The 23,987-nt window shown below is 58.9% G+C and carries 24 protein-coding genes and 1 pseudogene; 11 read left to right on the plus strand and 14 right to left on the minus strand.

Going from position 1 to position 23,987, the window contains the following annotated elements:
- Positions 1 to 58: 58 nt before the first annotated feature.
- Entirely contained in the window at positions 59 to 1,564 is a 1,506-nt protein-coding gene (glpK, locus tag BMY98_RS11560; protein WP_074888958.1) for a glycerol kinase GlpK, read from the minus strand.
- Positions 1,565 to 1,862: 298 nt separating this feature from the next.
- Here glpK and ybaK point away from each other — a divergent pair, with 298 nt between their 5' ends.
- Both ybaK and BMY98_RS11570 read left to right on the plus strand, forming a co-directional pair.
- Positions 1,863 to 2,333 carry a Cys-tRNA(Pro) deacylase gene (gene ybaK / locus BMY98_RS11565; RefSeq protein ID WP_074888961.1) on the plus strand — a complete coding sequence of 157 codons (471 nt, stop codon included), beginning with the start codon at positions 1,863 to 1,865 and terminating at the stop codon, positions 2,331 to 2,333.
- Between the two features lie 108 nt (positions 2,334 to 2,441).
- Complete coding sequence (locus BMY98_RS11570; protein ID WP_074888964.1) at positions 2,442 to 3,230, plus strand: PhzF family phenazine biosynthesis protein; 789 nt, start codon at positions 2,442 to 2,444, stop codon at positions 3,228 to 3,230.
- Between the two features lie 43 nt (positions 3,231 to 3,273).
- Here BMY98_RS11570 and BMY98_RS11575 read toward each other — a convergent pair whose 3' ends face one another.
- Positions 3,274 to 4,371: an ABC transporter ATP-binding protein gene (locus BMY98_RS11575; protein ID WP_074888967.1), complete on the minus strand. Its 1,098-nt coding sequence runs from the start codon at positions 4,369 to 4,371 to the stop codon at positions 3,274 to 3,276.
- Complete coding sequence (gene argF / locus BMY98_RS11580) at positions 4,368 to 5,288, minus strand: ornithine carbamoyltransferase (protein WP_074888970.1); 921 nt, start codon at positions 5,286 to 5,288, stop codon at positions 4,368 to 4,370. Before argF ends, BMY98_RS11575 begins: the two co-directional genes overlap by 4 nt.
- Before the next feature lie 450 nt (positions 5,289 to 5,738).
- On the opposite strand from argF, the gene BMY98_RS11585 reads away from it, so the two are divergent.
- The 3 genes from BMY98_RS11585 to grxD all read left to right on the plus strand — a co-directional run bounded on the left by BMY98_RS11585 (position 5,739) and on the right by grxD (position 8,742).
- The gene (locus tag BMY98_RS11585; protein WP_074888973.1) at positions 5,739 to 6,041 is read left to right on the plus strand and encodes a hypothetical protein; all 303 of its coding nucleotides are present in this window, start codon (positions 5,739 to 5,741) and stop codon (positions 6,039 to 6,041) included.
- Between the two features lie 146 nt (positions 6,042 to 6,187).
- The gene (locus tag BMY98_RS11590; protein WP_074888976.1) at positions 6,188 to 8,296 is read left to right on the plus strand and encodes a molybdopterin oxidoreductase family protein; all 2,109 of its coding nucleotides are present in this window, start codon (positions 6,188 to 6,190) and stop codon (positions 8,294 to 8,296) included.
- A 116-nt stretch (positions 8,297 to 8,412) separates the two neighbouring features.
- Positions 8,413 to 8,742, plus strand: a complete 330-nt coding sequence (gene grxD / locus BMY98_RS11595; protein ID WP_074888979.1) for a Grx4 family monothiol glutaredoxin — start codon at positions 8,413 to 8,415, stop codon at positions 8,740 to 8,742.
- A gap of 75 nt (positions 8,743 to 8,817) precedes the next feature.
- Here the strand turns inward: grxD and bfr are convergent, their stop codons facing one another.
- From bfr to pyrC, 5 genes are all read right to left on the minus strand, one after another.
- Complete coding sequence (bfr, locus tag BMY98_RS11600; protein ID WP_065992554.1) at positions 8,818 to 9,294, minus strand: bacterioferritin; 477 nt, start codon at positions 9,292 to 9,294, stop codon at positions 8,818 to 8,820.
- Between the two features lie 200 nt (positions 9,295 to 9,494).
- Positions 9,495 to 9,713: a bacterioferritin-associated ferredoxin gene (locus tag BMY98_RS11605; protein ID WP_065992556.1), complete on the minus strand. Its 219-nt coding sequence runs from the start codon at positions 9,711 to 9,713 to the stop codon at positions 9,495 to 9,497.
- 596 nt (positions 9,714 to 10,309) lie between these two features.
- Positions 10,310 to 10,405, minus strand: coding sequence for a PEP-CTERM sorting domain-containing protein (locus tag BMY98_RS28080; RefSeq protein WP_139214479.1), 96 nt, complete (start codon positions 10,403 to 10,405; stop codon positions 10,310 to 10,312).
- Positions 10,402 to 11,079 (minus strand): ribonuclease T, encoded by a 678-nt coding sequence (gene rnt / locus BMY98_RS11610; RefSeq protein ID WP_074888982.1) that lies wholly within the window; start codon positions 11,077 to 11,079, stop codon positions 10,402 to 10,404. Before rnt ends, BMY98_RS28080 begins: the two co-directional genes overlap by 4 nt.
- Positions 11,076 to 12,122, minus strand: a complete 1,047-nt coding sequence (gene pyrC / locus BMY98_RS11615; protein WP_074888986.1) for a dihydroorotase — start codon at positions 12,120 to 12,122, stop codon at positions 11,076 to 11,078. Before pyrC ends, rnt begins: the two co-directional genes overlap by 4 nt.
- Before the next feature lie 144 nt (positions 12,123 to 12,266).
- Here pyrC and BMY98_RS11620 point away from each other — a divergent pair, with 144 nt between their 5' ends.
- The gene (locus BMY98_RS11620) at positions 12,267 to 13,259 is read left to right on the plus strand and encodes a flagellar protein MotY (protein WP_074888988.1); all 993 of its coding nucleotides are present in this window, start codon (positions 12,267 to 12,269) and stop codon (positions 13,257 to 13,259) included.
- Between the two features lie 130 nt (positions 13,260 to 13,389).
- Positions 13,390 to 14,607, plus strand: a complete 1,218-nt coding sequence (locus tag BMY98_RS11625; protein ID WP_074888991.1) for an argininosuccinate synthase — start codon at positions 13,390 to 13,392, stop codon at positions 14,605 to 14,607.
- Positions 14,608 to 14,774: 167 nt separating this feature from the next.
- Here BMY98_RS11625 and BMY98_RS11630 read toward each other — a convergent pair whose 3' ends face one another.
- A complete protein-coding gene (locus BMY98_RS11630) occupies positions 14,775 to 15,329 on the minus strand; it encodes a hypothetical protein (protein ID WP_074888994.1) in 555 nt (184 codons plus the stop codon).
- A 1,147-nt stretch (positions 15,330 to 16,476) separates the two neighbouring features.
- Here BMY98_RS11630 and BMY98_RS11635 point away from each other — a divergent pair.
- Positions 16,477 to 17,103 carry a response regulator transcription factor gene (locus BMY98_RS11635; RefSeq protein ID WP_037012286.1) on the plus strand — a complete coding sequence of 209 codons (627 nt, stop codon included), beginning with the start codon at positions 16,477 to 16,479 and terminating at the stop codon, positions 17,101 to 17,103.
- Between the two features lie 105 nt (positions 17,104 to 17,208).
- Here the strand turns inward: BMY98_RS11635 and BMY98_RS11640 are convergent, their stop codons facing one another.
- The 4 genes and pseudogenes from BMY98_RS11640 to metG all read right to left on the minus strand — a co-directional run bounded on the left by BMY98_RS11640 (position 17,209) and on the right by metG (position 21,102).
- Positions 17,209 to 17,391 (minus strand): PA3496 family putative envelope integrity protein, encoded by a 183-nt coding sequence (locus BMY98_RS11640; RefSeq protein ID WP_074888998.1) that lies wholly within the window; start codon positions 17,389 to 17,391, stop codon positions 17,209 to 17,211.
- 105 nt (positions 17,392 to 17,496) lie between these two features.
- Complete coding sequence (nth, locus tag BMY98_RS11645) at positions 17,497 to 18,135, minus strand: endonuclease III (protein ID WP_074889000.1); 639 nt, start codon at positions 18,133 to 18,135, stop codon at positions 17,497 to 17,499.
- Between the two features lie 8 nt (positions 18,136 to 18,143).
- A pseudogene (rsxB, locus tag BMY98_RS11650) lies at positions 18,144 to 18,986 on the minus strand (electron transport complex subunit RsxB); the annotation flags it as partial.
- Between the two features lie 67 nt (positions 18,987 to 19,053).
- Positions 19,054 to 21,102, minus strand: coding sequence for a methionine--tRNA ligase (gene metG, locus BMY98_RS11655; RefSeq protein ID WP_074889006.1), 2,049 nt, complete (start codon positions 21,100 to 21,102; stop codon positions 19,054 to 19,056).
- Positions 21,103 to 21,285: 183 nt separating this feature from the next.
- Between metG and apbC the strand changes: the two genes are divergently transcribed.
- On the plus strand, positions 21,286 to 22,380 hold the full coding sequence (apbC, locus tag BMY98_RS11660) for an iron-sulfur cluster carrier protein ApbC (protein WP_074889008.1): 1,095 nt from the start codon (positions 21,286 to 21,288) through the stop codon (positions 22,378 to 22,380).
- Positions 22,381 to 22,546: 166 nt separating this feature from the next.
- Here apbC and BMY98_RS11665 read toward each other — a convergent pair whose 3' ends face one another.
- Entirely contained in the window at positions 22,547 to 22,756 is a 210-nt protein-coding gene (locus tag BMY98_RS11665) for a cold-shock protein (RefSeq protein WP_002554837.1), read from the minus strand.
- A gap of 310 nt (positions 22,757 to 23,066) precedes the next feature.
- On the opposite strand from BMY98_RS11665, the gene dcd reads away from it, so the two are divergent.
- Both dcd and BMY98_RS11675 read left to right on the plus strand, forming a co-directional pair.
- Positions 23,067 to 23,633 (plus strand): dCTP deaminase, encoded by a 567-nt coding sequence (gene dcd, locus BMY98_RS11670; protein WP_074889011.1) that lies wholly within the window; start codon positions 23,067 to 23,069, stop codon positions 23,631 to 23,633.
- A 109-nt stretch (positions 23,634 to 23,742) separates the two neighbouring features.
- Complete coding sequence (locus tag BMY98_RS11675; protein ID WP_074889014.1) at positions 23,743 to 23,964, plus strand: hypothetical protein; 222 nt, start codon at positions 23,743 to 23,745, stop codon at positions 23,962 to 23,964.
- Positions 23,965 to 23,987 lie beyond the last annotated feature (23 nt).

Genomic DNA, 23,987 nt, shown 5'->3' on the forward strand with positions numbered 1-23,987 from the left:
GGCAGCCATTACCTGTCAGCCGGAAAAAATGCCCCTGACGCCCCGTTCGGGATCGCGCTTATTCGACCTCTTCGTGGGGTTCCCAGTCGCGCGTGCGGTCTACTGCCTTGCGCCAGCCGGCGTAGAGCTTTTCCTTCTCGGCGTCATCGCATTGCGGCTCGAACTTGCGCTCGATGACCGCCTTGCCCTTCAGCTCGTCCAACCCGCTCCAGAACCCGATCGCCAAGCCCGCCAGATAGGCCGCACCCAATGCCGTGGTTTCACGCATTTTAGGGCGCTCCACCGGCGTGCCGAGAATGTCGGCCTGGAACTGCATGAGGAAGTTGTTCGCCACTGCGCCGCCGTCAACGCGAAGGGCCTTGAGCGGCTCGCCGGCATCCTGTTGCATGGCGTCGAGCACGTCGCGGGTCTGGTAGGCGATGGACTCCAGCGCGGCCCGAATGATGTGATCGACCTTCACGCCACGGGTCAGGCCGAACAAGGCGCCCCGTGCATAGGGGTCCCAGTAGGGCGCGCCCAGACCGGTGAAGGCTGGTACCAGATAGACGCCATTGCTGTTTTTCACCTTGGTGGCGAAGTATTCGGTGTCCATGGAGTCGTTGACGATTTTCAGCTCGTCACGCAGCCACTGCACGGTAGACCCGCCGTTGAATACCGCGCCTTCCAGCGCGTACGCCACTTCGCCGCGCGGACCGCAACCGATGGTGGTGAGCATACCGTGGCTGGATTTGACGGCTTTCTTGCCCGTGTTCATCAGCAGGAAGCAGCCGGTGCCGTAGGTGTTCTTCGCCTGACCCGGCTCGACGCACATCTGGCCGAACAATGCCGATTGCTGATCGCCGGCGATCCCGGCGATAGGGATGCCGCTTTTGCTGTGGCCATACACTTCAGATGACGACTTGACCTCCGGCAACATCTCCCGGGGCACGTCGAGCACGTCGAGCATGCGCTGATCCCACTCCAGCGTGTGGATGTTGAACATCATCGTGCGCGAGGCGTTGGTGTAGTCGGTGACGTGCACCTTGCCGCCGGTAAATTTCCAGATCAGCCAGCTGTCGACCGTGCCGAACAGCAACTCGCCACGGCGGGCGCGCTCGCGGCTGCCTTCAACGTGATCAAGAATCCACTTCAGTTTGCTGCCGGAAAAGTACGGATCGATGACCAGCCCGGTGGTGTCCCGGATGTAGTCTCCCAGACCGTCACGCTTGAGTTGCTGGCAGATCTCGGTGCTGCGACGGCATTGCCAGACCACGGCGTTGTAGATCGGCCGGCCGGTGTCCTTTTCCCAGACCACCGTGGTTTCACGCTGGTTGGTGATACCGATCGCGGCGATCTGGTTGTGATGCAGATTCGCCTGCGCCAGCACCTTGGTCATGCACGCGGTCTGGGTCGCGAAGATCTCCATCGGATCGTGCTCGACCCAGCCAGGCTGGGGATAGTGCTGAACGAACTCGCTCTGGGCGCTGCTGACCACGTTGGCGTCGCGGTCAAAAATGATGGCGCGGGAGCTGGTGGTGCCTTGATCCAGAGCGATGATGTAATTCTTATTTTCGGTGTCGGTCATGGTGAATGCCTGGTGATGTAGCGAGTTTCCGGAAACGGCCGTCCGTTTTGTTGCCTGTGCGAGGTGCCTTTGCGCACTGAATACCGGGATGGCGTCAAGGAAGCAAGCGGGATATTCGTATTCGAAAAAATATAGACGTAAACGAACCTTGTCAAAGGTCGAAAACGAACCTTGTCGATGAATGTTCCAAGACGCCGATATTAGTGGATAAGTCCTTCTCGAATGCAGGCATTTCGATAACTGATGGCCTAAAGTATCGTCAGCAAAAGAGAAAGTATCTGGCTGTCTGGAGTGCTGCATGACCCCTGCATTGGATTTACTGAAAAAGGTTCGCGCCGAACATCGCGTCCACAGTTACGAGCACGATCCCAAAGCCGCTTCGTATGGCCTGGAGGCGGCAGAGAAGCTCGATCTGGCCCCCGCTCAGGTGTTCAAGACGCTGCTGGCCAGTACTGAAAAAGGCGAGTTGCTGGTCGCCGTGGTCCCGGTGGTGGGATCGCTGGACCTCAAAGCCCTGGCCCATGCGGCAGGCGCGAAGAAGGCTGAAATGGCGGACCCGGCCGCTGCCCAGCGTGCCACGGGCTATCTGCTGGGCGGGATCAGCCCGCTGGGGCAGAAGAAAAGGCTGCGCACTTTCATTGATGAGTCCGCTCAACCGTTCGCGACGATTTTTGTCAGCGCAGGTCGGCGCGGGCTTGAAGTCGAACTGCCCGCCGCGGTACTTGCGCAACACACCAGTGCGACCTTTGCCCGGATCGGCCGGGAATGATTCGCCGGGTACGTCAGAAATGACTGACCCTTTCATGCGGGGAAATTGACCGCAGACCGGCAGCGCCCGAACCGGGTCGCTGCATTTCTTTACTCGGGGATGCCTTCCATGCAGCTTGAATTCCATCAGGTCGATGCCTTCACCGACCGCCCGTTCTCAGGCAACCCGGCGATGGTCTACCGCCTGGACGCCTGGCTTTCCGACCCACTTATGCAGCACATTGCGGCAGAGCATAATTTGTCGGAGACCGCCTTTCTGGTCCGTGAAGGCGCGGGCTGGCACATACGCTGGTTCACCCCGACCCACGAAGTGCCATTGTGCGGGCATGCGACCCTGGCCAGCGCCTTCGTGCTGTTCGAGAAGTACGGCGAGAAGGCCGAGGTTATCCACTTCGTGAGTAAATCAGGCGAGTTGAGTGTCAGCCGTGAAGGCAATCGGCTTGTGCTGGACTTCCCATCGATCCCACCCGCCGAGAAGGGTGTGACGGTGGAGATCGAACGCGCCCTTGGCGTCTCCGTCGTCGATGTGCTGAGTGCGGTTGAATTGCTCGTGGTACTGGAGTCAGAACAGGCTGTTCGCGATTGCAAACCCGACTTCGCCGCCATCGCGCGTCTGCCGTGGCCTGGGGTGATCGTCACCGCCAAGGCGGATGGCGAACGCTACGATTTTGTCTCGCGCTACTTTGCGCCGGGCATCGGCATCAACGAAGACCCGGTCACGGGCTCGACGCACTGCAGCCTCATTCCCTACTGGTCGGCCCGGCTGAACAAATTCAGCCTGACCGGTTATCAGGCGTCGGCGCGGGGAGGGGAGCTGTTCTGTCGGTTGGAGGGGGAACGCGTGAAAATCGGCGGGCACGCGACGCTGGTGGCCAGCTGCGCCTTGATCCTGAGCTAGTTGCTATTGGGCTAACTAGTGCATGAGCGTGAGTGGCAGGCCTTCAGATCGCCACGTCCCGATGCACCGGAACGCTCCGATGCACCGGCACGCTGCCCGAAGCCGGGAACAGCACCAGATGCTCGGCTGACACTTCGAAGCTGACCTGATCCCCCGCGCGCAGATCCACGTGGCTGGGGAACAACGCTTCCAGTTGCGTGCCGGTCGGTAACTGCAGGCGATACAGGGTGGCCGCGCCCTGAAACGTCAGGCTCGCGACGCGAGCCTTGATCGGGCTGTGGGGCGCATAAACGATGTCGTCAGGTCGCAGCAACACATCCATTGGGGTGCCTGGCGCGCCGGGGTACGCACGATTGCCGCGCAGCACGCCCAGCTCGGTCTGCACTGATTCGGCATCGATCATTTGCCCGCGAATGAAATAACCCTGACCGACGAAACTGGCGACATAAGGCGTCGCCGGCTCGTGATAAAGGTTGTAGGGAGTGTCCCACTGCTCCAGCCGACCGTCCCTGAACACACCGACGTGATCACTCACGGCAAAGGCTTCCTCCTGGTCGTGGGTCACCAGAATCGCGCTGGTGCCACGGGCTTTGAGAATGTCGCGCACCTCGTGGCTCAGGCGTCGACGCAACTCGCCATCCAGGTTTGAAAACGGTTCATCGAGCAGCAACAACTGTGGCTCAGGGGCGAGCGCACGGGCCAGCGCCACCCTTTGCTGCTGTCCACCGGACAGCTCATGGGGATGACGTGTGCCCAGCGCGCCGAGATTGACCAGCTCCAGCATTTCCTGAACCACCTGCTTTTGGCGCGGGTGATTGCGGATGCCGAAGGCGATGTTGTCCGCGACTGTGAGGTGGGGGAACAGGGCGTAATCCTGAAACACCATACCGATCCGGCGCTTCTCCGGGGCCAGGGTAAACCCGGGGCGGGAAATGACTTCACCCGCCAGCGTGATGTCGCCTTCGTGGACCGGCTCGAAACCGGCGATGGCGCGCAAGGTAGTGGTCTTGCCGCAGCCGGACGACCCCAGCAGGCAACCGATGTCGCCCGCATTCAGGTGCAGATTGAGGTGCTGCACCACGCGTTGGTCCTGATAACCACAGGCGAGGTTATGCAGCGTCAGCAGCAGGGGCTGACTCATGGGGCAGTGAGGGCCGGGGCCACGAGGAATTCGAGCAGGGCCTTCTGCGCATGCAGCCGGTTCTCCGCCTGATCCCACGCTACCGAACGCGGGTCATCCAGCAGGTCTTCGCTGATCTCTTCACCACGGTGCGCCGGCAGGCAGTGCATGAAAATCACATCGTCGGCAGCGCGGTCGAGCATCTCGCGGGTGACCTGGAAAGGCTTGAACAGGGCCAGGCGCTTGGCAGCTTCTTCTTCCTGGCCCATGGACGTCCAGACATCGGTGGAGACCAGGTGCGCGCCTTTCACCGCTTCTTGGGGATCACGGGTCAGGGTCACGCGATCGCCCGCCAGGGTCAGGAAATGCTCACTGGGTTCGTAGCCTTTCGGGCAGGCGACACGCAGCTGAAAGTCGAACTGAATCGCTGCTTCTATATAGCTGTTGCACATGTTGTTGCCATCGCCGATCCACGCCACGGTCTTGCCCTGAATGGAGCCGCGGTGTTCGAGAAAGGTTTGCATGTCGGCCAGCAACTGGCAGGGATGAAGGTCATCTGACAGGCCGTTGATCACCGGTACGCGGGAGTGGGCGGCGAACTCGGTAAGGTTGCTGTGGGCGAAGGTCCGGATCATCACGGCATCGACCATCCGCGACATGACCCGCGCGCCATCGGCGATCGGCTCGCCACGGCCCAGCTGGGTGTCCCGAGGGGAGAGGAAAATGGCCTGGCCGCCCAGCTGGATCATGCCGGCTTCGAACGAGACGCGGGTCCGGGTCGAGGACTTCTCGAAGATCATCGCCAGGATGCGGCCCTTCAATGGCTCGAAAAGCACGCCTCGATTTCGCAGGTCCTTCAGCTCAACGCCACGACGAATCACCCCGACCAGCTCAGCGGGGGTGTAGTCCATCATCGAGAGAAAGTGCCTTGCGCTCATCATTAACTACCTTGTCTGCAACAGACCGCAGATCCTCAAAGCCGGGTTTTTTCGGAAAAACGGGCGAGACCTGCGGCGAAAGCCGCACGGGGCGACGAATAGGGAAGGCGCGAGGGTATAAGAAAATGTCGCCTGATGCCAAGGCCCGCCGTGACGGAAAATCGTCGTCGGACGTTCGGTAGCCTGAAAACGGCGTTCGCAGGACGCTTTTCATGTAACGAAGTGCTACAGTCATCATTCTGCGCAGGCCATTCGCCATCGCATTAGTCCTGATTGGACAGTCCGCTTGTAGCGCTGTTTGGCGTCGCCGCGATGACTGCCCGATCCGCAACAGTCGCAAACCACTGTGCAGCCTTATGCGACATGCTTCACGCCGCGGAAACCCGGACGTTTCCTAAACCATCGGCGTGGGTTATAAAGGCGGCTTATGTCCTCCAAAAGAGGTGGGGAATGGATTCAAAAGAGCAACAACTGACGGAACTGCTCGGGCTGACGGCTCGAACCCTTACGCACCTCACGGCGTCCATGACGTCGATGTCGTTCGAACTGATGCGCAGCGAAGACGAAGTGACCCGTTCTGCGGGACGCCGGATGATCGATCGCATGGCAACCATCAGCGCAGGACTCGACGAGCACTGGCGGCTGATCGGCGAACTCACCGGCATTCAGGTGTCTCAGGAACAGATCGAAACGGTTCATGAGGTGCAGATGCAGCGCAAGGTGGTCACGCCTATCGGTGGCACCGCTTCCTGAGTCGCGTGTCCTTCATCGGGTGAGCTATCGGCTCGCCTGATGCCGCCCGATTCACGGCACTGACATTTCTGGCGCATCGCCCGGACAGGTCCCATAGTTTTGTATCCGCGATCGCTTGATCGCCCTATAAAAACTCGAGACTGGCGATGACCAAGACTCTCCACCACCGTGCCTGTCACCTGTGCGAGGCGATTTGCGGCCTCACCCTCGAAACCACCCTGCAGGACGACGCCAGCACCCTGATCACCTCGATCAAGGGCGATGCGCAGGACACCTTCAGTCGCGGGCATATCTGCCCCAAAGCCGTCGCGCTGCAAGACATCCAGAATGATCCCGATCGCCTCCGCCAGCCGATGCAGCGCATTGGCAATGACTGGCAGCCGATCGAGTGGCAGGCCGCGTTTGATCTGATCGCCGAGCGCCTGGCCGACATTCGGGCACGTCACGGGCAGAACGCGGTGGCGGTGTACCAGGGCAACCCCAGCGTGCACAACTATGGGCTGATGACCCACAGCAACTATTTTCTCGGGCTGCTGAAAACCCGTAACCGCTATTCCGCAACCTCCGTGGACCAGCTGCCTCATCACCTGACCAGTCATTTGATGTACGGCCACGGCCTGCTGCTGCCCATCGCCGACATTGACCACACCGATTTCATGCTCATCCTCGGCGGTAATCCGCTGGCGTCCAACGGCAGCATCATGACCGTGCCTGACGTTGAGAAGCGTCTGAAAGCGATTCAGGCCCGTGGCGGCAAAGTCGTTGTGGTCGATCCGCGCCGCAGCGAAACCGCCGCCATAGCCGATAAGCACCTGTTCATCCGGCCGGGCGGCGACGCGGCGTTTCTGTTTGGCCTGCTGCACACCCTGTTTGCCGAAGGCCTGACCCGTGAGAGCCACCTTGCGGTTGATGGTCTTGAGGAAGTCCGCGCCGCCGTCAGCGAGATGAACGCCGACGCCATGAGCCCTCGATGCGGCGTGCCCGCCGAGCAGATCAGGCAGCTCGCTCGGGATTTCGCCGCTGCCAAAAGCGGTGTGTGTTACGGGCGCATGGGCATTTCCACCCAGGCGTTCGGCACCCTGTGCCACTGGCTGGTGCAACTGATCAATCTGGTCACCGGTAATCTTGACCGTGAAGGCGGTGCTCTGTGCACCGAGCCCGCGCTGGATCTGGTGGCGTCGACGTCAGGAGGCAGCTTCAATCGCTGGCAGAGTCGCGTCTCCCAACTGCCGGAGTACGGCGGCGAGCTGCCGGTTTCTGCGCTGGCCGAGGAAATGCTGACCCCGGGAGAAGGGCAGATCAAGGCGCTGATCACCGTTGCGGGTAATCCGGTGTTGTCGACGCCCAACGGACGTCAGCTTGATACTGCGCTCGAAGGCCTTGAATTCATGGTCAGCGTCGATTTGTATATCAACGAAACCACGCGGCACGCGGACCTTATTCTGCCGTCGACGTCGGCGCTGGAAAATGACCACTACGACACCACGTTCAACATGTTTGCCGTGCGCAACGTCACCCGGTTCAACCGCGCGATCCTCGCCAAGCCAGAGGGCGCACTGCACGACTGGGAAATCTTTGTCGGGCTCGCCCAGGCCTTCGCGCTGAAAACCGGCCGCGAGCTGAAACCGACGATGCCGCCGGCGCAGATGGTCGATCGCGGTTTGCGCGCCGGGCTGTACGGTGATGCTTCGCCGTTTAAGCTGTCCCTGGAGACACTGGCGCAGTATCCCCACGGTCTGGACCTAGGCCCGCTCAAGCCCAATCTCGCTGCGCGCCTCAAAACCATCAACCAGCGCGTGCAAGCCGCGCCGCCATTGATTCTCGCTGACCTTGCCCGCTTTGCCGGAGTGCTTGCGCCTGACGCTGATGGCCTGATGCTCATCGGTCGGCGCCATGTGCGCAGCAATAATTCATGGATGCACAATTACCATCGTCTGGTGAAAGGCAAGCCGCGGCATCAGTTGCTGATGCACCCCGACGACTTGCTCAGCCGGGGCTTGATGGACGGTCAGCGAGTCAGGGTCAGCTCTCGGGTCGGCGCGATCGAGGTCGAAGTGATGAGCAGCGCGGACATGATGCCCGGGGTTGTCAGCCTGCCCCACGGCTGGGGTCACGGTCGTCCGGGCGTGAAAATGGAAACCGCGGCGGCCCAGCCAGGTGAGAGCGCCAACGACCTGACTGACGAGCGGACACTGGACGGGATTTCCGGGAACGCCGTGCTCAACGGGGTGCCGGTGACCGTGGCAGCGGCATGACGGCCTTCATTTCCCGAGGAGCCGCCATGGCCAAGACCAAGCGTTATGCTCGGGAATCGTTTAGAATGCGCCACCGTGTCGACACATACAGTCGTAAAGTTTAGCCGAGGTGCTCCATGGATATTATCGAAACGATCAAAGACCAGATTGCCAGCAACACCGTTCTGCTTTACATGAAAGGCGCTCCGAATGCCCCGCAGTGTGGCTTTTCGGCCAAGGCTTCTCAGGCACTGATGGCGTGTGGCGAAAAGTTCGCGTACGTCGATATCCTGCAGAACCCGGAAATCCGCGCCAACCTGCCGAAGTACGCCAACTGGCCAACGTTCCCGCAGCTGTGGGTCGGTGGTGAGCTGGTCGGCGGTAGCGACATCATCACTGAAATGCAGGCTGACGGTTCGCTGCAGGAACTGGTGAAAGCCGCTGTTGCGAAAAACGCCACTGCCTGATTTCCGCAGTCGTAAAAAAGCCCCGCTCTCTGCCGAGAAGCGGGGCTTTTTATTGAGCGGTGTCAGGGACGACTATCAGTCCTCTTCGCCCATCTGAGACTGCAGGTAGTTCTCGATGCCGACCTTGTCGATCAGGCCCAACTGGGTTTCCAGCCAGTCGATGTGCTCTTCTTCCGATTCCAGAATGTCTTCCAGCATCTCGCGGCTGCCGAAATCGCCGACGGTTTCGCAGTGCGCGATGGCGGCTTTCAAATCGGCGTGGCCCTTGCGCTCGATGCGCAGGTCACACTCAAGCATTTCTTTGGTGTGCTCGCCGATCAGGATCTTGCCCAGGTCCTGCAGGTTCGGGAGGCCTTCCAGAAACAGGATGCGCTTGATCAGTTTGTCAGCGTGTTTCATCTCGTCGATGGATTCGTGGTACTCGTGTTTGCCCAGCTTGTTCAGGCCCCAGTCTTCATACATGCGCGCATGCAGGAAGTACTGGTTGATCGCGACCAGCTCGTTACCGAGGATCTTGTTGAGATGCTGGATGACTGTGATGTCGCCTTTCATGATCGGGTCCTGTCGAAGATATAGGTAATGCAGGCGGGAAGTCTGAGCCCAGCCTATAACTCTGTCAAACCTAAGTTATTGAATAATAAGTGAAAATAAATAGGAATAAGAATGTTTGTGTTCCGCATCTTGTTGCTAAGCGATTGAATTAAAGGCATAAAAAAACCGGACAGGGCCCGGTTTTGTTTGAAAGCGGTCTTTCAGGCAGCTGAAAATTCTGCGGGATAGGCGAGGGCGGCGTGGCTGGTTTGCAGCTCGGTCAGGGTTTCACGCACCACTTCCTTGGCGAGGCAGGCACATTTCCCACACTTGCTGGCGACACCGAGGGTCTCGCGGACGTCACGATAGCTGCAGCATCCTTCCATGATTGCTTCACGGATTTGTCCGTCGGTAACACCTTGGCAGAGGCAGACATACATATAAGAAACCGTCGCTGAGTGATTGGCTCAATGCGAGGGATACTAATGTTAATGAGAATGCTTGTCAAAACTACTCAGGCTTCTTCGCGTGGCTACCGATGAGTGGTCGGCTGCGGCGATAGGCATGATCGCTTGTGAGGGTTGTGTGTGTATCCATTATCGGCGGTGGTGCTGATTACGGTTCCGCCCTTACGGCGGGTCACTTTTTCCAAGAGCCGAAAAAGTAACCAAAAAGGCCCTGCTCCTGGTTGGGTTCCTCCTTCGTCGGAATACCTTCACTCCGGTCTCGCTCCGTGGGCCCGCCGCCATCCGCCATCCATGGCGGGGGGCGGCTCTCGCGGCATCCATGCCGCTCGGCCCACTGCGCGAGACCTGCGTTCAGCCTGCACCCAAGTCGCGTTCTGCGGTGACTGAACCTTTTGCGTAAGAAGATCAAAAACAGATCAAGAGCAGATCAAAAGCAGATCAAAAGCGGATCAAAAGCTTCCCGGCTGAAGCCGGTCCCACGGGTTGTACGCGACCTGCTTTTTAGTGGGACCGGCTTTAGCCGGGAAGGGGCCAGTCGGGACGCAGAGTGTTGGAGGGGACTGATTTATTTACACGCTTCTCCGTAAATTAATCAGTCCCCGGCTAGCGATAAAAAAACCGGCCACATGGGCCGGTTCTTGTATCGCGCAGCCGCATCGACTCAGTTATCGAAGTCGTGCCAGCCGCCCATTTCTTTCCAGCGGTTGACGATGCCGCAGAAGAGCTCGGCAGTCTTTTCGGTGTCGTAACGGGCCGAATGGGCCTCGCGGCCGTCGAAATCGATGTCCGCCGACTGGCAGGCTTTTGCCAGAACAGTCTGACCGTACGCCAGGCCCGCCAGCGTCGCGGTGTCGAAGCTGGAGAACGGATGGAACGGGTTACGCTTCATGTCGAGCCGCGCAACCGCTGCGTTGAGAAAGCCCAGGTCAAAGCTGGCATTGTGGCCGACCAGAATTGCCCGCTTGCAGCCGTTGGCTTTCAGCGCCTTGCGGATGCCGCGGAAGATGTCCGTCAGCGCGGTTTCTTCGCTCACGGCCATGCGCAGCGGGTGGTCCAGCTTGATGCCGGTGAACTCCAGCGCCGCCGCTTCAACATTAGCGCCTTCGAAGGGTTCGACACGGAAGAAATACGTGTGGTCAGGAAAGACAAAGCCCTTCTCGTCCATGCCAATCGTCGTGGCTGCGATTTCCAGCAACGCATCAGTGGCGCAGTTGAACCCGCCTGTTTCTACGTCAACCACAACGGGCAGGTAACCTCGAAAACGGGCAGCCATCGGGTGCCGGGACCCTGTACCGCCACCGGAACCTTCTTGCTCGTCTTCGTAATGTTCTTCACTCACGCGTGTTCCTCCAGCAGGCGCCAGCGCAGTTTTTCACCGGCGCGCAGCGGGATAACAGAAAGCTCGCCAAACGGCAGGCTGGCGGGGGCCGTCCATTCGTCACGAACCAGAGTAATGGTGTCGGTGTTGGTCGGCAGGCCATAGAACGCCGGGCCGTGGAGACTGGCGAAACCTTCCAGCTTGTCCAGCGCATTGCGTGACTCGAATGCCTCGGCGTACAGCTCGATGGCGGCGAATGCGGTGTAGCAGCCGGCACAACCGCATGCCGCTTCTTTGGCGTGCTGCGCGTGGGGCGCGGAGTCCGTTCCGAGGAAGAACTTGCTGCTGCCGCTGGTGGCGGCATCGAGCAGGGCGACCTGGTGGGTGTTGCGCTTGAGAATCGGCAAGCAGTAGAAGTGGGGACGGATGCCACCCACCAGCATGTGGTTGCGGTTATACAACAAGTGGTGCGCAGTGATGGTCGCACCGACATTGGCCGAGGCTTCATTCACGAACTGCACGGCGTCGGCGGTGGTGATGTGTTCGAACACCACTTTCAACGTCGGAAAACGCTCGACGACACGACGCATGTGTTCATCGATGAAAATCTTTTCGCGGTCGAACACGTCGATGTCGCCGCGGGTCACTTCGCCGTGAATCAACAGCGGCAGGCCCACTTCAGCCATCGCCTCGAGCACCGGAAAGATCTTGTCGACGCTGGTCACGCCCGAATCGGAATTGGTAGTCGCGCCTGCCGGGTACAACTTGGCGGCATACACGAAGCCACTGGCCTTCGCGGCGCGAATCTCTTCGGGCTGCGTCAGGTCGGTGAGATAAAGCACCATCAGCGGCTCGAAGCGGCTGCCGTGCGGACGTGCAGCGAGGATGCGCTGACGATAGGCGTCCGCTTGCTCCGCGTTGCGTACCGGAGGCACGAGGTTCGGCATGATGATCGCGCGGCCAAAAGTGCGCGCTACGTCGGCGACGGTGTGGGGCAAAACAGCGCCATCTCGAAGATGGATATGCCAGTCGTCGGGGCGCAGGAGGGTCAGGCGTTCGGACATTGGGGATTCCAGGCGGGTCAAACTCGCTGGGAATGCTACCGGAAAAGACTCCTCCAGGCACTCGCTATCAAGTTTTGCGGGAAGTTACCGATAGCCACGTGTAAGTCATTAATCTTGTTACGCGTGAATTTAGTGGAGCCTCCCGTGCGCCAGCGATATCTAGCCCTGCTCAGCGTGTTTGCCAGCCTGCCGGCCGTGGCGCTCACCTTCCAGACCCGTCTGGAGAATATTGAGTGGAAGGTGGAAGGCGACCAGTTCGAGTGCAGACTGACTCAACCGATCGCCGATTTCGGCGCCGGCGAGTTCGTGCGGCGCGCGGGTGAGCAGCCGACGTTTCGCTTGAAAGCAAATGGCTACAGTCTGGCGTCCGGTTCGGCCATGTTGATTGCCGCTGCGGCGCCTTGGCAGCCGGGTCGCAGTGATCTCAATCTTGGTGCGGTGAAAGTCGGCAGCGGCGAGATTCCCTTTAATACCAATCAGGCCCAGGCGACGCGTCTGATCGCCGGTTTGATGGAAGGGCGCAGCCCGACCATTCGTCACACCTTGCGCGATGGCGGCGGTGCGATGGAAGTGCGGCTGTTACCGGTGAAATTCAGCAAGGCCTACGGTGACTTCCAAGTCTGTACCGCGAAGCTGTTGCCGATGAATTTCGAGCAAGTCCGACAGTCCGAGATCGGCTTCCCGGGTGGCGGCATCGAGCTGGACGCTACGGCCAAGCGCAAGCTGGACACCGTGTTGGCTTATATGAAGGCTGATCCGACGGTCAATCACGTCGAACTCGACGGCCACTCCGACAACAGCGGCAACCGGTTGACCAACCGCGATCTGTCGCGGCGTCGTGCGCTGTCGGTGATGGACTACCTCAAAGCCCAGGGCATCCCGGAAGAGCAGATCACCCTGCGTTTCCACGGCGAGCAATATCCGCTGGCGCCGAACACCAACAATGCCAATCGCGCGCGCAACCGTCGGGTGAATATTCACCTGGAGCGTGTGGCGCAGCAGACCCCAACCGTGCCGCCATCCGCTGCACCTGCACCTGCACCTGCACCGGCTCCGTTGCCAGGGCCTGCGGCATCGCCAACCCCTGGCGCTGCGCCTGCCACAGCGGCAAGTACGACGCCCGCCAAGGCCTCTTGATGATGGGCAGCCAAGTCGTCTGACTGAAAGAATCTGTCGCTTTGTCGTCAGAAGCTGTCGCGACACTGTAAATTCCCGCGCGTGAACGGTAAACTCGTCGGTTTTCCGTACAACGCGTTGGAGTGATGGCATGGCGGACGTAAACAAGGTAGTTCTCGCGTATTCCGGTGGCCTGGATACTTCGGTAATCCTCAAGTGGCTGCAAGACACGTATAACTGCGAGGTGGTGACCTTCACCGCTGACCTGGGTCAGGGCGAAGAAGTCGAGCCAGCACGCGCCAAGGCGCAAGCCATGGGCGTCAAAGAAATCTACATCGACGACCTGCGCGAAGAGTTCGTGCGTGATTTCGTGTTCCCGATGTTCCGCGCCAACACCGTCTACGAAGGCGAGTACCTGCTGGGTACTTCCATCGCGCGTCCCCTGATCGCCAAACGCCTCATCGAAATCGCCAACGAAACCGGCGCTGACGCCATTTCCCACGGCGCTACCGGCAAAGGCAACGACCAGGTTCGTTTCGAACTGGGCGCCTATGCGCTCAAGCCTGGCGTGAAAGTGATTGCGCCTTGGCGTGAGTGGGACCTGCTGTCCCGCGAGAAGCTCATGGACTACGCCGAGAAGCACGCGATTCCGATCGAGCGCCACGGCAAGAAAAAATCCCCGTATTCGATGGATGCCAACCTGCTGCACATCTCCTATGAAGGCGGCGTGCTGGAAGACACCTGGACCGAACACGAAGAAGACATGTGGCGGTGGACAGTGTCGCCGGAAAACGCGCCCGACAAGGCGCAGTATCTGGAGCTGACCTACCGCAATGGCGACATCGTTGCACTGGACGGCGTCGAGATGACCCCGGCCACCGTTCTTGCCACCCTGAACCGCATCGGCGGCGAACACGGGATCGGCCGTCTGGACATCGTCGAAAACCGCTACGTCGGCATGAAGTCCCGTGGCTGCTACGAGACCCCGGGCGGCACCATCATGCTGCGTGGTCACCGTGCGATCGAATCGATCACTCTGGACCGCGAAGTCGCGCACCTTAAAGATGAGCTGATGCCCAAGTACGCCAGCCTGATCTACACCGGCTACTGGTGGAGCCCTGAGCGTCTTATGCTGCAACAGATGATCGATGCTTCGCAGGCACACGTGAATGGTGTGGTGCGCCTGAAGCTTTATAAGGGCAACGTAATCGTGACCGGTCGCAAGTCCGACGAGTCGCTGTTCGATGCCAACATCGCGACGTTCGAAGAAGACGGCGGCGCCTACAATCAGGCAGATGCTGCCGGCTTCATCAAGCTCAACGCGTTGCGCATGCGCATTGCCGCGAACAAGGGCCGCAAGTTGTTCTGATTGCTGTCATGATTGACGTGCAGCCCTGTCCGGGGCTGCACTCACTGCCTGTTCACGTTGTGCCCCTGGCGGATCATCAGAAACTTTTCCCGCTTCCTCGGTCGTCGGTTATTGCCCCCGTTTACGGGCGGTAAAGGACGCGACTGGGCTTCGTTTCATCTCCTGCATCATGTTGGCAAATCTGTGTCTTTATCAGCGATGTTCTCAGCCGTATCCCCCTGCGAAGTTGTTCGAAACTCAAAGCGATAGGCTTTCCCAATGTCCCAGATATCGCGGATTCCCACGCCCAATAGTTGAGCGATTTCGGGAACCGTATAGCCCAATGCCGAGTAATGCATGGCATGCCCGGCGGTGGCGTCGTCCACGGTTGCCGGCTCTCTTTGCCGGGACGTGCGTGACCGCCGAACAGGCTGGCAGTAGCGGATCTTCAGACCGTTCTCGCTGGCCAGGCGCTTGATGTCCTTCTGGTTCATGCGCAGCGAGTATTGCAGCGCGGCGACACCCGCTCCCTTGGCAACAAGCCCCTTGAGAAGGTCGACCTTGGTGGACAGCTCCGCCTCAGGATCGGCGTCCCGGGTTTGCCGCGATGCTTCGGTCTCCCGTGATTCTCCCTCTGCAATGACATTGATGACGCCGCCTTCTGAAACGTAGCGCTCTACCGCTTCCGCCAGCTTAAGAGGGTCGCTGCTCGCGCCAATGGAGTATTTTATTTTCTTGGTCATGGTAGGTTCCTTTGAACATATCAACTAAACAGCCTGCACTGCCGGGACGTTCACGCTTAAGCGTGTTTAAACACTGAATGGCTTATTCATGCCGAAGAGTGGCCTGCGCACGGACTGCTGGCACAAGAAACACCAGCCTTTATAGGCGCAATAATCTTATATCGTGAGAGACGCCACTAACTAACAGTGGGCTGAACCATTCGCTCATCAAAAAGTAACGAGTGGTAATAGGTTTGGCAAGTAAAAAGCCAAAAAATATGCAGTTTGTTTTTTAATCTCTTTGGGTGATGTTTTTGGCGGTAATAATAGTCCGTTAGTTATGTAGTATTTTTCTGGAATGACTTGATGGTGCTGGATGTTATGGGCTGAATAGTATTACGTGAAAGGCGGGGCAGCCCCCCGTTTTAATAGGGTGATCTGACGCAGGCTTTATTAAATGGGGCAGCACCCGGTGGAGGAGGTTACGTGGCGAAACTTTTTATCCCGTTCCTGGCCCGGTATCTGGGTAAGAACAGTTGAAAGTTAGTTCAGGCTGTTCAGAAATTTCTTAACCCGCTGTAGGTCCTTTCGAGTATTTAATATGTAATGAAACTCGTCGGGCGCACACCTGTGTTTTAAGCAAATGTGTGCGGCCGTCCACGTCTCCCATGGTCCGCAATATTTTATGATTTTTGTTTACTGGCAGCCTGGCCAGATGGGCATATGCTGAAGTCATGACGGTCGTGGTGAGCAGGTTGTCACCCGCTACCCTGGGGCAGTGCTTCAAAGAGGAAGCCTTTTTTGATGGGCGTCACGCAAAGCCATGGATGTCCGCACATTCAAACCGGTGGGCGGAGCAAAGGGGCGCCGATGGACCTTATGACAAAGCGAGCTATTAAACCGCGTTCATATCGTCAGAAATGCTCAGCGTATTCAGGATTCACAAATGACCACTTGCGATCTCGGAAATTATGCGGTCACGTACTGAGACAGGACTGCACTTCATAAAAAACAGAGCGGATAGGGCAGGTTTTGTAGGATTTTTCTGTTGGTTGAGTGAGAAAGGTCTTTGCCTGCTGGTCTGCAGGGAGGAGCGCCATGCAAAGCACTAAACGACTAAGCTATTGTGCGGGCTCTGAAAATTCGAACAGCGAAAAATGGACTGCTCATGAATAAAGTGTTGATCGTGGATGATCACCCAGTCATTAGGCTCGCCGTACGCATGTTGATGGAACGCCATGGCTACGAAGTCATTGCCGAGACGGATAACGGCGTGGATGCGTTACAACTGGCGCGCGAGCATTTGCCGGACATTGTCATTCTGGACATCGGTATTCCCAAGCTCGATGGCCTGGAGGTCATCGCTCGATTGTCGGCAATGACGCTGGCCTTCAAAGTGCTGATCCTCACCTCCCAGGCGCCGGGGCATTTTTCAATGCGCTGCATGCAGGCGGGGGCGGCGGGTTATGTCTGTAAGCAGCAGGATTTGACCGAATTGCTCAGCGCCATCAAGGCGGTGTTGTCCGGCTACAGTTATTTCCCCAATCAGGCACTGCACACGGTGCGCTCCAGTCTTGGCAATGCCAGTGAGGCGGAGATGGTGGATCGTCTGTCCGGGAGGGAAATGATGGTGTTGCAGCAATTGGCCCGTGGCAAGACCAACAAGGAAATCGCCGACGGCATGTTTCTGAGCAACAAGACCGTCAGCACGTACAAAACGCGTCTGTTGCTCAAGCTCAATGCGCATTCGCTGGTGGACCTCATTGAGCTCGCGCAGCGTAATGGACTGGTTTGATGGCCGAGAGGCAACGGTGCTTCAGGCGGCGTTTTCCGCTCATGCGTTTTCTGCCAAGGCCTCTCTGCAGGGAGAGGCCTTGAGGCAGAGCATTTCAAGCAGTGTTCAGAAATCGAAATCGTAGTCTGCAAGCTGCCTTTGCAGGCGACGCTCTTCCAGCAGGTTATCGATGGTGCGGCGCTTGCTGAGGTTGGTCTTGGCGGTCTCTACCGGGACGGGCAGGGCTTCTTCCGGCTCTTCGGTGACGAAGTCGTCATCCACTTCGAGGGTGTCTTTTTCATCGCTCATGATTCAGCCTCAGGCGTGAACAGTCGTTGGCGCTCCTTATAGCGACAAACCCCGCGCGGGTAAAAAAGATTTTTTTAATCGATTAAAGCCTGGCGAAGCTATCGTTCAATCGTCAGAGGTCTTCGCCTTGTACTCGCACAGGTCCTCGATCCGGCAGCTGCCACACCGGGGCTTGCGCGCAATACATACGTAACGGCCGTGAAGGATCAGCCAGTGGTGCGCATCCATGAGGTAATCCCTGGGCACGAACTTCATCAGCTTGTGTTCAACTTCCACCACATTCTTCCCGGGCGCGATACCGGTGCGGTTGCTGACGCGGAAGATGTGCGTGTCGACCGCCATTGCCAACTGGCGGAACGCGGTGTTCAGGACCACGTTCGCGGTCTTGCGGCCCACGCCGGGCAGGGCTTCAAGCGCCTCTCGGGTTTGCGGCACTTCCCCTCCGTGCAGTTCAGTCAGCAGGCGGCACGTTTCGATCACGTTCCGCGCCTTGCTGTTGTACAGGCCAATGGTCCTGATATAGGCAGACAAACCCTCGACGCCCAACGCGTAGATCGCCTGAGGTGTATTGGCCACCGGGTACAGACGCGCCGTGGCCTTGTTGACGCTGACGTCGGTCGCTTGCGCCGAGAGAATCACGGCGATCAACAGCTCGAACGGCGTGGTGTAGGCCAGTTCCGTTTTGGGATCGGGATTGTCTTCGTGCAAGCGACGAAAGATCTCGAGGCGTTTGGCGGCGTTCATGGGGCGGGGGGTTCCTGAGAAGACGATGCGGCGGGCGCAGGATTCTGCAACTGGGCGAGCGCGCGCTCTGCCTCGTCGAGGCCGCGCTGCAACTGCACCAGTTGTGCGGCTTGTTCGGCAATTGGCGGGTGACCAAAGGCTTTCAGCGACTTCAGCAATTGAGCTCTGCTCATGGCGACCTGGGCGCGTGCCTGTTTCAACGCCGCGTCGCCGCCTGCCGAAGGTGTCGAGCGGATGCGCGCCAGGGCGGCTTGTGCCGGGTCTGGCTGGAGAACGGCAGGCGTGACGGTCCGTGACTGGCGAGCCTGGCGTTCGGTCTGGCGTCGTTGCTCATCGCGCTGCATGCGGGCCGTGCGCGCGTCAAAGCGTTGCCGTGCCCGACTGCGTTTGACCGCTCTGACTGATCGCTGCATTTCATCCATCGCCCCATCGCCAATGAACGGCACCGAGGTCATCGGCAGCGGCAGCATGTCGATGCAGTCGACCGGACAGGGGGCAACGCACAGGTCACAGCCCGTGCATTCCTCAACGATGACGGTGTGCATCAGCTTGGCGGCGCCGACGATCGCGTCCACCGGGCAGGCCTGGATGCATTTGGTGCAACCGATGCACTCGGCCTCGCGAATAAACGCAACTTGCGCCGGCGCGCTGCCTCGTTCGGTGTCCAGTTGCAGGACCGGTACATTCAGCAGTCGAGCCAGTGCCTCAATGGTTTCGTCGCCACCGGGTGGACACTTGTTGATGGCTTCGCCGCTGGCAATGCCTTCGGCGTAGGGCTGGCAGCCTGGATGGCCGCACTTCCCACACTGGGTTTGCGGCAACAAGGCGTCTATGCGCTGAATCAGGCTCATGCTTGGACCAGATCGACGGCCCGAGCGGGCCGCCGATAACGTGCAGAATGTTGCGTTTGGGGTCGGGTTACTTGATGCGCTGGCCGGGCTTGGCGCCGCTGTCAGGGCTCAGCAGGTAAATCTCTTCACCGCCAGGGCCCGCTGCCATCACCATGCCTTCGGAAATACCGAAGCGCATTTTCCGCGGCTTCAGGTTGGCGATCATCATGGTCAACCGACCCTCCAGCTCCGCCGGTTTCGGGTAGGCGCTCTTGATGCCGGAGAAGACATTGCGCTTCTCGTCGCCGATATCCAGCGTCAGGCGCAACAGCTTGTCGGCGCCTTCGACGTGCTCGGCTTTTTCGATCAGCGCGACACGCAGGTCGATCGCCGCGAAGGCGTCGAAGTCGATCTCCGGCGAGAGCGGGTCTTTCGTCAGCTCGCCGTTGCCTTGAGTTGCCGCGCCAGTGTCGGTGGCGCTGGCGGCCAGGTCTTCTTTCGATGCGTCGGTCATGGCTTCCACTTTTACAGGGTCGATGCGGGTCATCAGCGGTTGGAACGGGTTGAGCTGATGATTGCTCAGCAGCGTCTGGTGGTCATCCCAGGTCAGTGGCGCGACATTGAGGAACTGCTCGGCGTCCGCAGCCAGATTCGGCAGCACAGGCTTGAGGAAGATCACCAGTTGACGGAACAGGTTGATGCCCAGCGCGCAGATCGTCTGAACCTCATCCTGTTTACCTTCCTGCTTGGCCAGCGACCAAGGCGCCTTGTCGGCGATCCAGGCATTGGCGCGGTCGGCCAGCGCCATGATTTCGCGCATCGCCCGGGCAAAGTCACGTGCCTCGTAGGCGTCGGCAATGCTTGGCGCTGCTGCGTGGAAGGCGTCGGTCAGTTCGGGCTCGGCATTGCCGGCCACCAGCAAACCTGCGTTGCCCTTCTGGATGAAGCCCGCGCAACGGCTGGCGATGTTGACCACCTTGCCGATCAGGTCAGAGTTGACCTTCTGCACGAAGTCTTCAAGGTTCAGGTCGAGATCGTCGACGCCACGGCCCAGCTTGGCCGCGTAGTAATAGCGCAGGTACTCAGGCGACAGGTGCTCAAGGTAGGTGCGTGCCTTGATGAAGGTGCCACGGGACTTCGACATCTTCTGGCCATTGACGGTCAGGTAGCCGTGAACGTTGATGGCGGTAGGCTTGCGGAACCCTGAGCCTTCAAGCATCGCTGGCCAGAACAGCGCATGGAAGTTGACGATGTCCTTGCCGATGAAGTGGTAAAGCTCAGTGGTCGAATCCTTGCGCCAGAACGCATCGAAGTCCAGTTCCGGGCGGCGCGCGCACAGATTCTTGAAGCTCGCCATGTAGCCGATGGGAGCATCCAGCCACACGTAGAAATATTTGCCCGGCTCGTCGGGGATCTCGAAGCCGAAATACGGCGCATCGCGGGAGATGTCCCACTGCTGCAGGCCGGAATCGAGCCATTCGGCGATTTTGTTAGCCACGGCGTCCTGCAACGTGCCGCTTCGCGTCCAGCTCTTGAGCATGGCGTCGAACGCCGGCAGGTCGAAGAAGAAATGCTTCGAATCCCGGAGTACCGGGGTTGCACCGGAAATCGCGGACTTTGGGTCTTTCAGGTCAGTCGGGGCGTAGGTCGCACCGCACTTCTCGCAGTTGTCGCCGTACTGGTCTTCAGTGCCGCATTTCGGGCAGGTGCCTTTGATGAAGCGGTCGGCCAGGAACATTTTCTTTTCCGGGTCGAAATATTGCGTCACGGAGCGCGTAGCGATGTGCCCGGCGTCGCGAAGGCGCTTGTAGATCTCGCTCGACAGCTCGCGGTTTTCTTCGGCGTGGGTCGAATGGAAGTTGTCGAAATCCACCAGGAAGTCAGCGAAGTCGGCGCTGTGCTCGGCCTGCACGTTGGCAATGAGTTGCTCCGGCGTTATGCCTTCCTTCTCGGCGCGCAGCATGATCGCCGAACCATGGGCGTCGTCCGCGCACACGTAAATGCACTGGTTGCCGCGGTGCTTTTGAAAGCGCACCCACATGTCGGTCTGGATGTACTCGAGCATGTGGCCAAGGTGAATGGAACCATTGGCATAGGGCAGGGCGCTGGTGACGAGAATCTTGCGTGGCTCGGACATTGGGCTCGGCTACTTGAAGTGAAACGGAGGTCGGCCACTATAAAGGCCTGAGCGTTTTTTTTCATCCCGCGCTGCATGTCGGAATCTGCCGATGTGCTTGAAAGGAAACGTCGTTGCGTTCTTTATCAGGCATACAAGGTAGGATGGCCGCCTGTTTTAGTCAGTCTTTATAGGGAGTCACCCATGAGCGCTGTCAATCGCGCAACGGTGGAAGCCGTCCTTCGCCAGTACACCGATCCTTACTTGAATCAGGACCCGGTCAGCGCCGGTTGTGTCCGCGCCATCGATATCGACGGTGACCGCGTGAGTGTCCAGCTGGAACTGGGTTACGCGGCCGCGCTGTTCAAGAACGGCTGGGCGCAGATGCTGCAGATGGCGATTGAAGGACTGGATGGCGTCGCGTCGGCCAGTGTCCGGATCGCCTCGGTCATTCATCCTCACAAAGCCCTTGGTCAGATCCCCGGCCTGGCCAATGTGAAAAACATCGTGGCCGTTGCGTCGGGCAAAGGCGGCGTTGGTAAATCCACGACCGCTGCCAACCTTGCGCTGGCGCTGTCCCGGGAAGGCGCGCGCGTCGGCATTCTTGATGCCGATATCTATGGTCCGAGCCAGGGCGTTATGTTCGGTATCGCCGAAGGCACCCGTCCGAAGATCAAGGATCAGAAGTGGTTCGTACCGATCGAAGCCCACGGCATCGAAGTGATGTCGATGGCGTTTCTGACCGACGACAACACGCCGATGGTCTGGAGAGGGCCGATGGTATCGGGGGCACTGTTGCAGCTGGTGACCCAGACCGCCTGGAATGATCTGGACTACCTGGTCATCGACATGCCGCCAGGCACTGGTGATATCCAGCTGACCCTCGCGCAGAAGGTCCCGGTCGCAGGCGCTGTGATCGTCACGACCCCGCAGGATCTTGCATTGCTGGATGCGAAGAAAGGCGTGGAGATGTTCCGCAAGGTCAACATCCCGGTGCTGGGTGTCGTTGAAAACATGGCCGTGCATATCTGCTCGAACTGTGGCCATGCCGAGCATCTGTTTGGTGAAGGCGGAGGGGAAAAGCTGGCGACGCAATATGGCGTCGAGCTGCTGGCCTCGCTGCCACTGTCCATGCTCATCAGAGAGCAGGCCGATGGTGGCAAGCCAACCGCGATTGCCGAGCCTGAGAGTCAGATTGCGATGGTGTATCAGGAGCTGGCGCGTCATGTCGGCGCGCGGATCGTGCTGCAGGAAGCTGCTACTGCGGAGATGCCGAGCATCTCTGTGAGCGACGACTGATGCGCTGAGGCGTAAGGCTGGAGACGCGATGTGCCGGATGCTCGGCATGTCGCGGTAGTAAGCATTGAGGCAAAGGTTGCAGGCGGGATGTGCAGAAATGCCCTTTCTACAGGCATAAAAAAACCCCACTTTTGATGGCGGGGTTTTTTAAGCTAATCAGTACAAGTTAGATAACTTGAACTTCTTCAGCTTGCATGCCTTTCTGACCGCGGGTAGCGATGAAAGAGACCTGTTGGCCTTCTTTCAGGCTTTTGAAGCCGTCAGATTGGATAGCTTTGAAGTGAACGAACAGGTCGTCACCCGATTGTGGAGTGATGAAGCCGAAGCCTTTTTCATCGTTGAACCACTTAACGGTACCAGTTTGGCGATTAGACATGGTGTATCTCCTTGGACAAAGTTAACTGCGACTCAGGAAGTGCCCTGGCCGAGACTGAGTGCAAAGAGCAGGAAAAATTCTTGGAGATGGTTGGATCGAAATTCAACATCGTGTAGATATTCTCAGTGACACAAGCAACACAGTGGAGCCACCTTACCCCTTTTTCTCGGATGTGCAAAGGGGCTGTCTACGATTTTTTCTTGAGGTGGCTCAACGCCGTTAATGCACGCGGTGCGCAATCTTTGAACCCGGGGCGTTCGACCGGTAAGATGCCGGACATCTTTTTCACCTCGCTATTCAGGACACCGCCATGAGCATCAAATCGGACAAGTGGATTCGCCGCATGGCGCAGGAACACGGCATGATCGAGCCGTTCGTGGAGCGTCAGGTGCGCGGCGAAGGCGCTGATCGGGTGATCTCTTTCGGTGTCTCCAGCTATGGCTACGACGTGCGTTGCGCCGACGAATTCAAGGTGTTCACCAACATCAATTCGGCCACCGTAGACCCCAAGAATTTCGATGAAAAAAGTTTTGTAGACGTCAAAAGCGACGTCTGCATCATCCCGCCGAACTCCTTTGCGCTGGCACGCACCGTCGAATATTTCCGCATTCCGCGTAATGTGCTGACCATCTGCCTTGGCAAAAGCACCTATGCGCGCTGCGGCATCATCGTCAACGTGACGCCCCTTGAGCCTGAATGGGAAGGGCACGTGACCCTGGAGTTCTCCAACACCACCACACTGCCGGCGAAGATCTACGCCAATGAAGGCGTCGCACAGATGCTCTTTCTGGAATCCGACGAAGAGTGTGAAGTGTCCTACAAGGACCGTGGTGGCAAGTACCAAGGCCAGCGCGGTGTGACGCTGCCCCGTACCTAATCGCGCCATTTGTCAGCCAGGCACTGAATTTGTCTCGCAATTCGCACTCTATTGACTGAACTGTTCCCATCCGCACCATGCGGGTGGGGCCAACGCTCAGGAGTGCCCTATGAAGAGACACATCAACACCAGCAGCAAGGAACCCGACCCGAGTGCCAATCAGGTTGGTTTGCTGGCTTGGTCGCTGTTAGCGCATCCACACCTCAATAATATGGTCGCCGGGGGCATTCCCGGGCAGCCAGACCCAGACAGTCCAAACGAGTACCCTCAGCCTGACGAAGGCGGCGTGCCGACAATACCGGACGAGCCACCACCCGCACCGGTTGCCTGATTCAAGTCCCGTCGGTGCCTCAG

The sequence above is a fragment of the Pseudomonas graminis genome, assembly GCF_900111735.1.
Lineage (GTDB): Bacteria > Pseudomonadota > Gammaproteobacteria > Pseudomonadales > Pseudomonadaceae > Aquipseudomonas > Aquipseudomonas graminis.

Bases quoted from the DNA above. Each gene is read 5' to 3' on its own strand.
- grxD (WP_074888979.1), top strand. From the start codon at position 8,413: ATGGATATTATCGAAACGATCAAAGACCAGATTGCCAGCAACACCGTT.
- BMY98_RS11665 (WP_002554837.1), bottom strand. From the start codon at position 22,756: ATGTCTAATCGCCAAACTGGTACCGTTAAGTGGTTCAACGATGAAAAA.
- metG (WP_074889006.1), bottom strand. From the start codon at position 21,102: ATGTCCGAGCCACGCAAGATTCTCGTCACCAGCGCCCTGCCCTATGCC.
- nth (WP_074889000.1), bottom strand. From the start codon at position 18,135: ATGAACGCCGCCAAACGCCTCGAGATCTTTCGTCGCTTGCACGAAGAC.
- bfr (WP_065992554.1), bottom strand. From the start codon at position 9,294: ATGAAAGGCGACATCACAGTCATCCAGCATCTCAACAAGATCCTCGGT.
- BMY98_RS11630 (WP_074888994.1), bottom strand. From the start codon at position 15,329: ATGACCAAGAAAATAAAATACTCCATTGGCGCGAGCAGCGACCCTCTT.
- apbC (WP_074889008.1), top strand. From the start codon at position 21,286: ATGAGCGCTGTCAATCGCGCAACGGTGGAAGCCGTCCTTCGCCAGTAC.
- BMY98_RS11625 (WP_074888991.1), top strand. From the start codon at position 13,390: ATGGCGGACGTAAACAAGGTAGTTCTCGCGTATTCCGGTGGCCTGGAT.
- pyrC (WP_074888986.1), bottom strand. From the start codon at position 12,122: ATGTCCGAACGCCTGACCCTCCTGCGCCCCGACGACTGGCATATCCAT.
- BMY98_RS11590 (WP_074888976.1), top strand. From the start codon at position 6,188: ATGACCAAGACTCTCCACCACCGTGCCTGTCACCTGTGCGAGGCGATT.
- BMY98_RS11570 (WP_074888964.1), top strand. From the start codon at position 2,442: ATGCAGCTTGAATTCCATCAGGTCGATGCCTTCACCGACCGCCCGTTC.
- BMY98_RS11675 (WP_074889014.1), top strand. From the start codon at position 23,743: ATGAAGAGACACATCAACACCAGCAGCAAGGAACCCGACCCGAGTGCC.
- BMY98_RS11605 (WP_065992556.1), bottom strand. From the start codon at position 9,713: ATGTATGTCTGCCTCTGCCAAGGTGTTACCGACGGACAAATCCGTGAA.
- BMY98_RS11585 (WP_074888973.1), top strand. From the start codon at position 5,739: ATGGATTCAAAAGAGCAACAACTGACGGAACTGCTCGGGCTGACGGCT.
- glpK (WP_074888958.1), bottom strand. From the start codon at position 1,564: ATGACCGACACCGAAAATAAGAATTACATCATCGCTCTGGATCAAGGC.
- dcd (WP_074889011.1), top strand. From the start codon at position 23,067: ATGAGCATCAAATCGGACAAGTGGATTCGCCGCATGGCGCAGGAACAC.
- BMY98_RS11635 (WP_037012286.1), top strand. From the start codon at position 16,477: ATGAATAAAGTGTTGATCGTGGATGATCACCCAGTCATTAGGCTCGCC.
- ybaK (WP_074888961.1), top strand. From the start codon at position 1,863: ATGACCCCTGCATTGGATTTACTGAAAAAGGTTCGCGCCGAACATCGC.
- BMY98_RS11575 (WP_074888967.1), bottom strand. From the start codon at position 4,371: ATGAGTCAGCCCCTGCTGCTGACGCTGCATAACCTCGCCTGTGGTTAT.
- BMY98_RS11640 (WP_074888998.1), bottom strand. From the start codon at position 17,391: ATGAGCGATGAAAAAGACACCCTCGAAGTGGATGACGACTTCGTCACC.
- argF (WP_074888970.1), bottom strand. From the start codon at position 5,288: ATGAGCGCAAGGCACTTTCTCTCGATGATGGACTACACCCCCGCTGAG.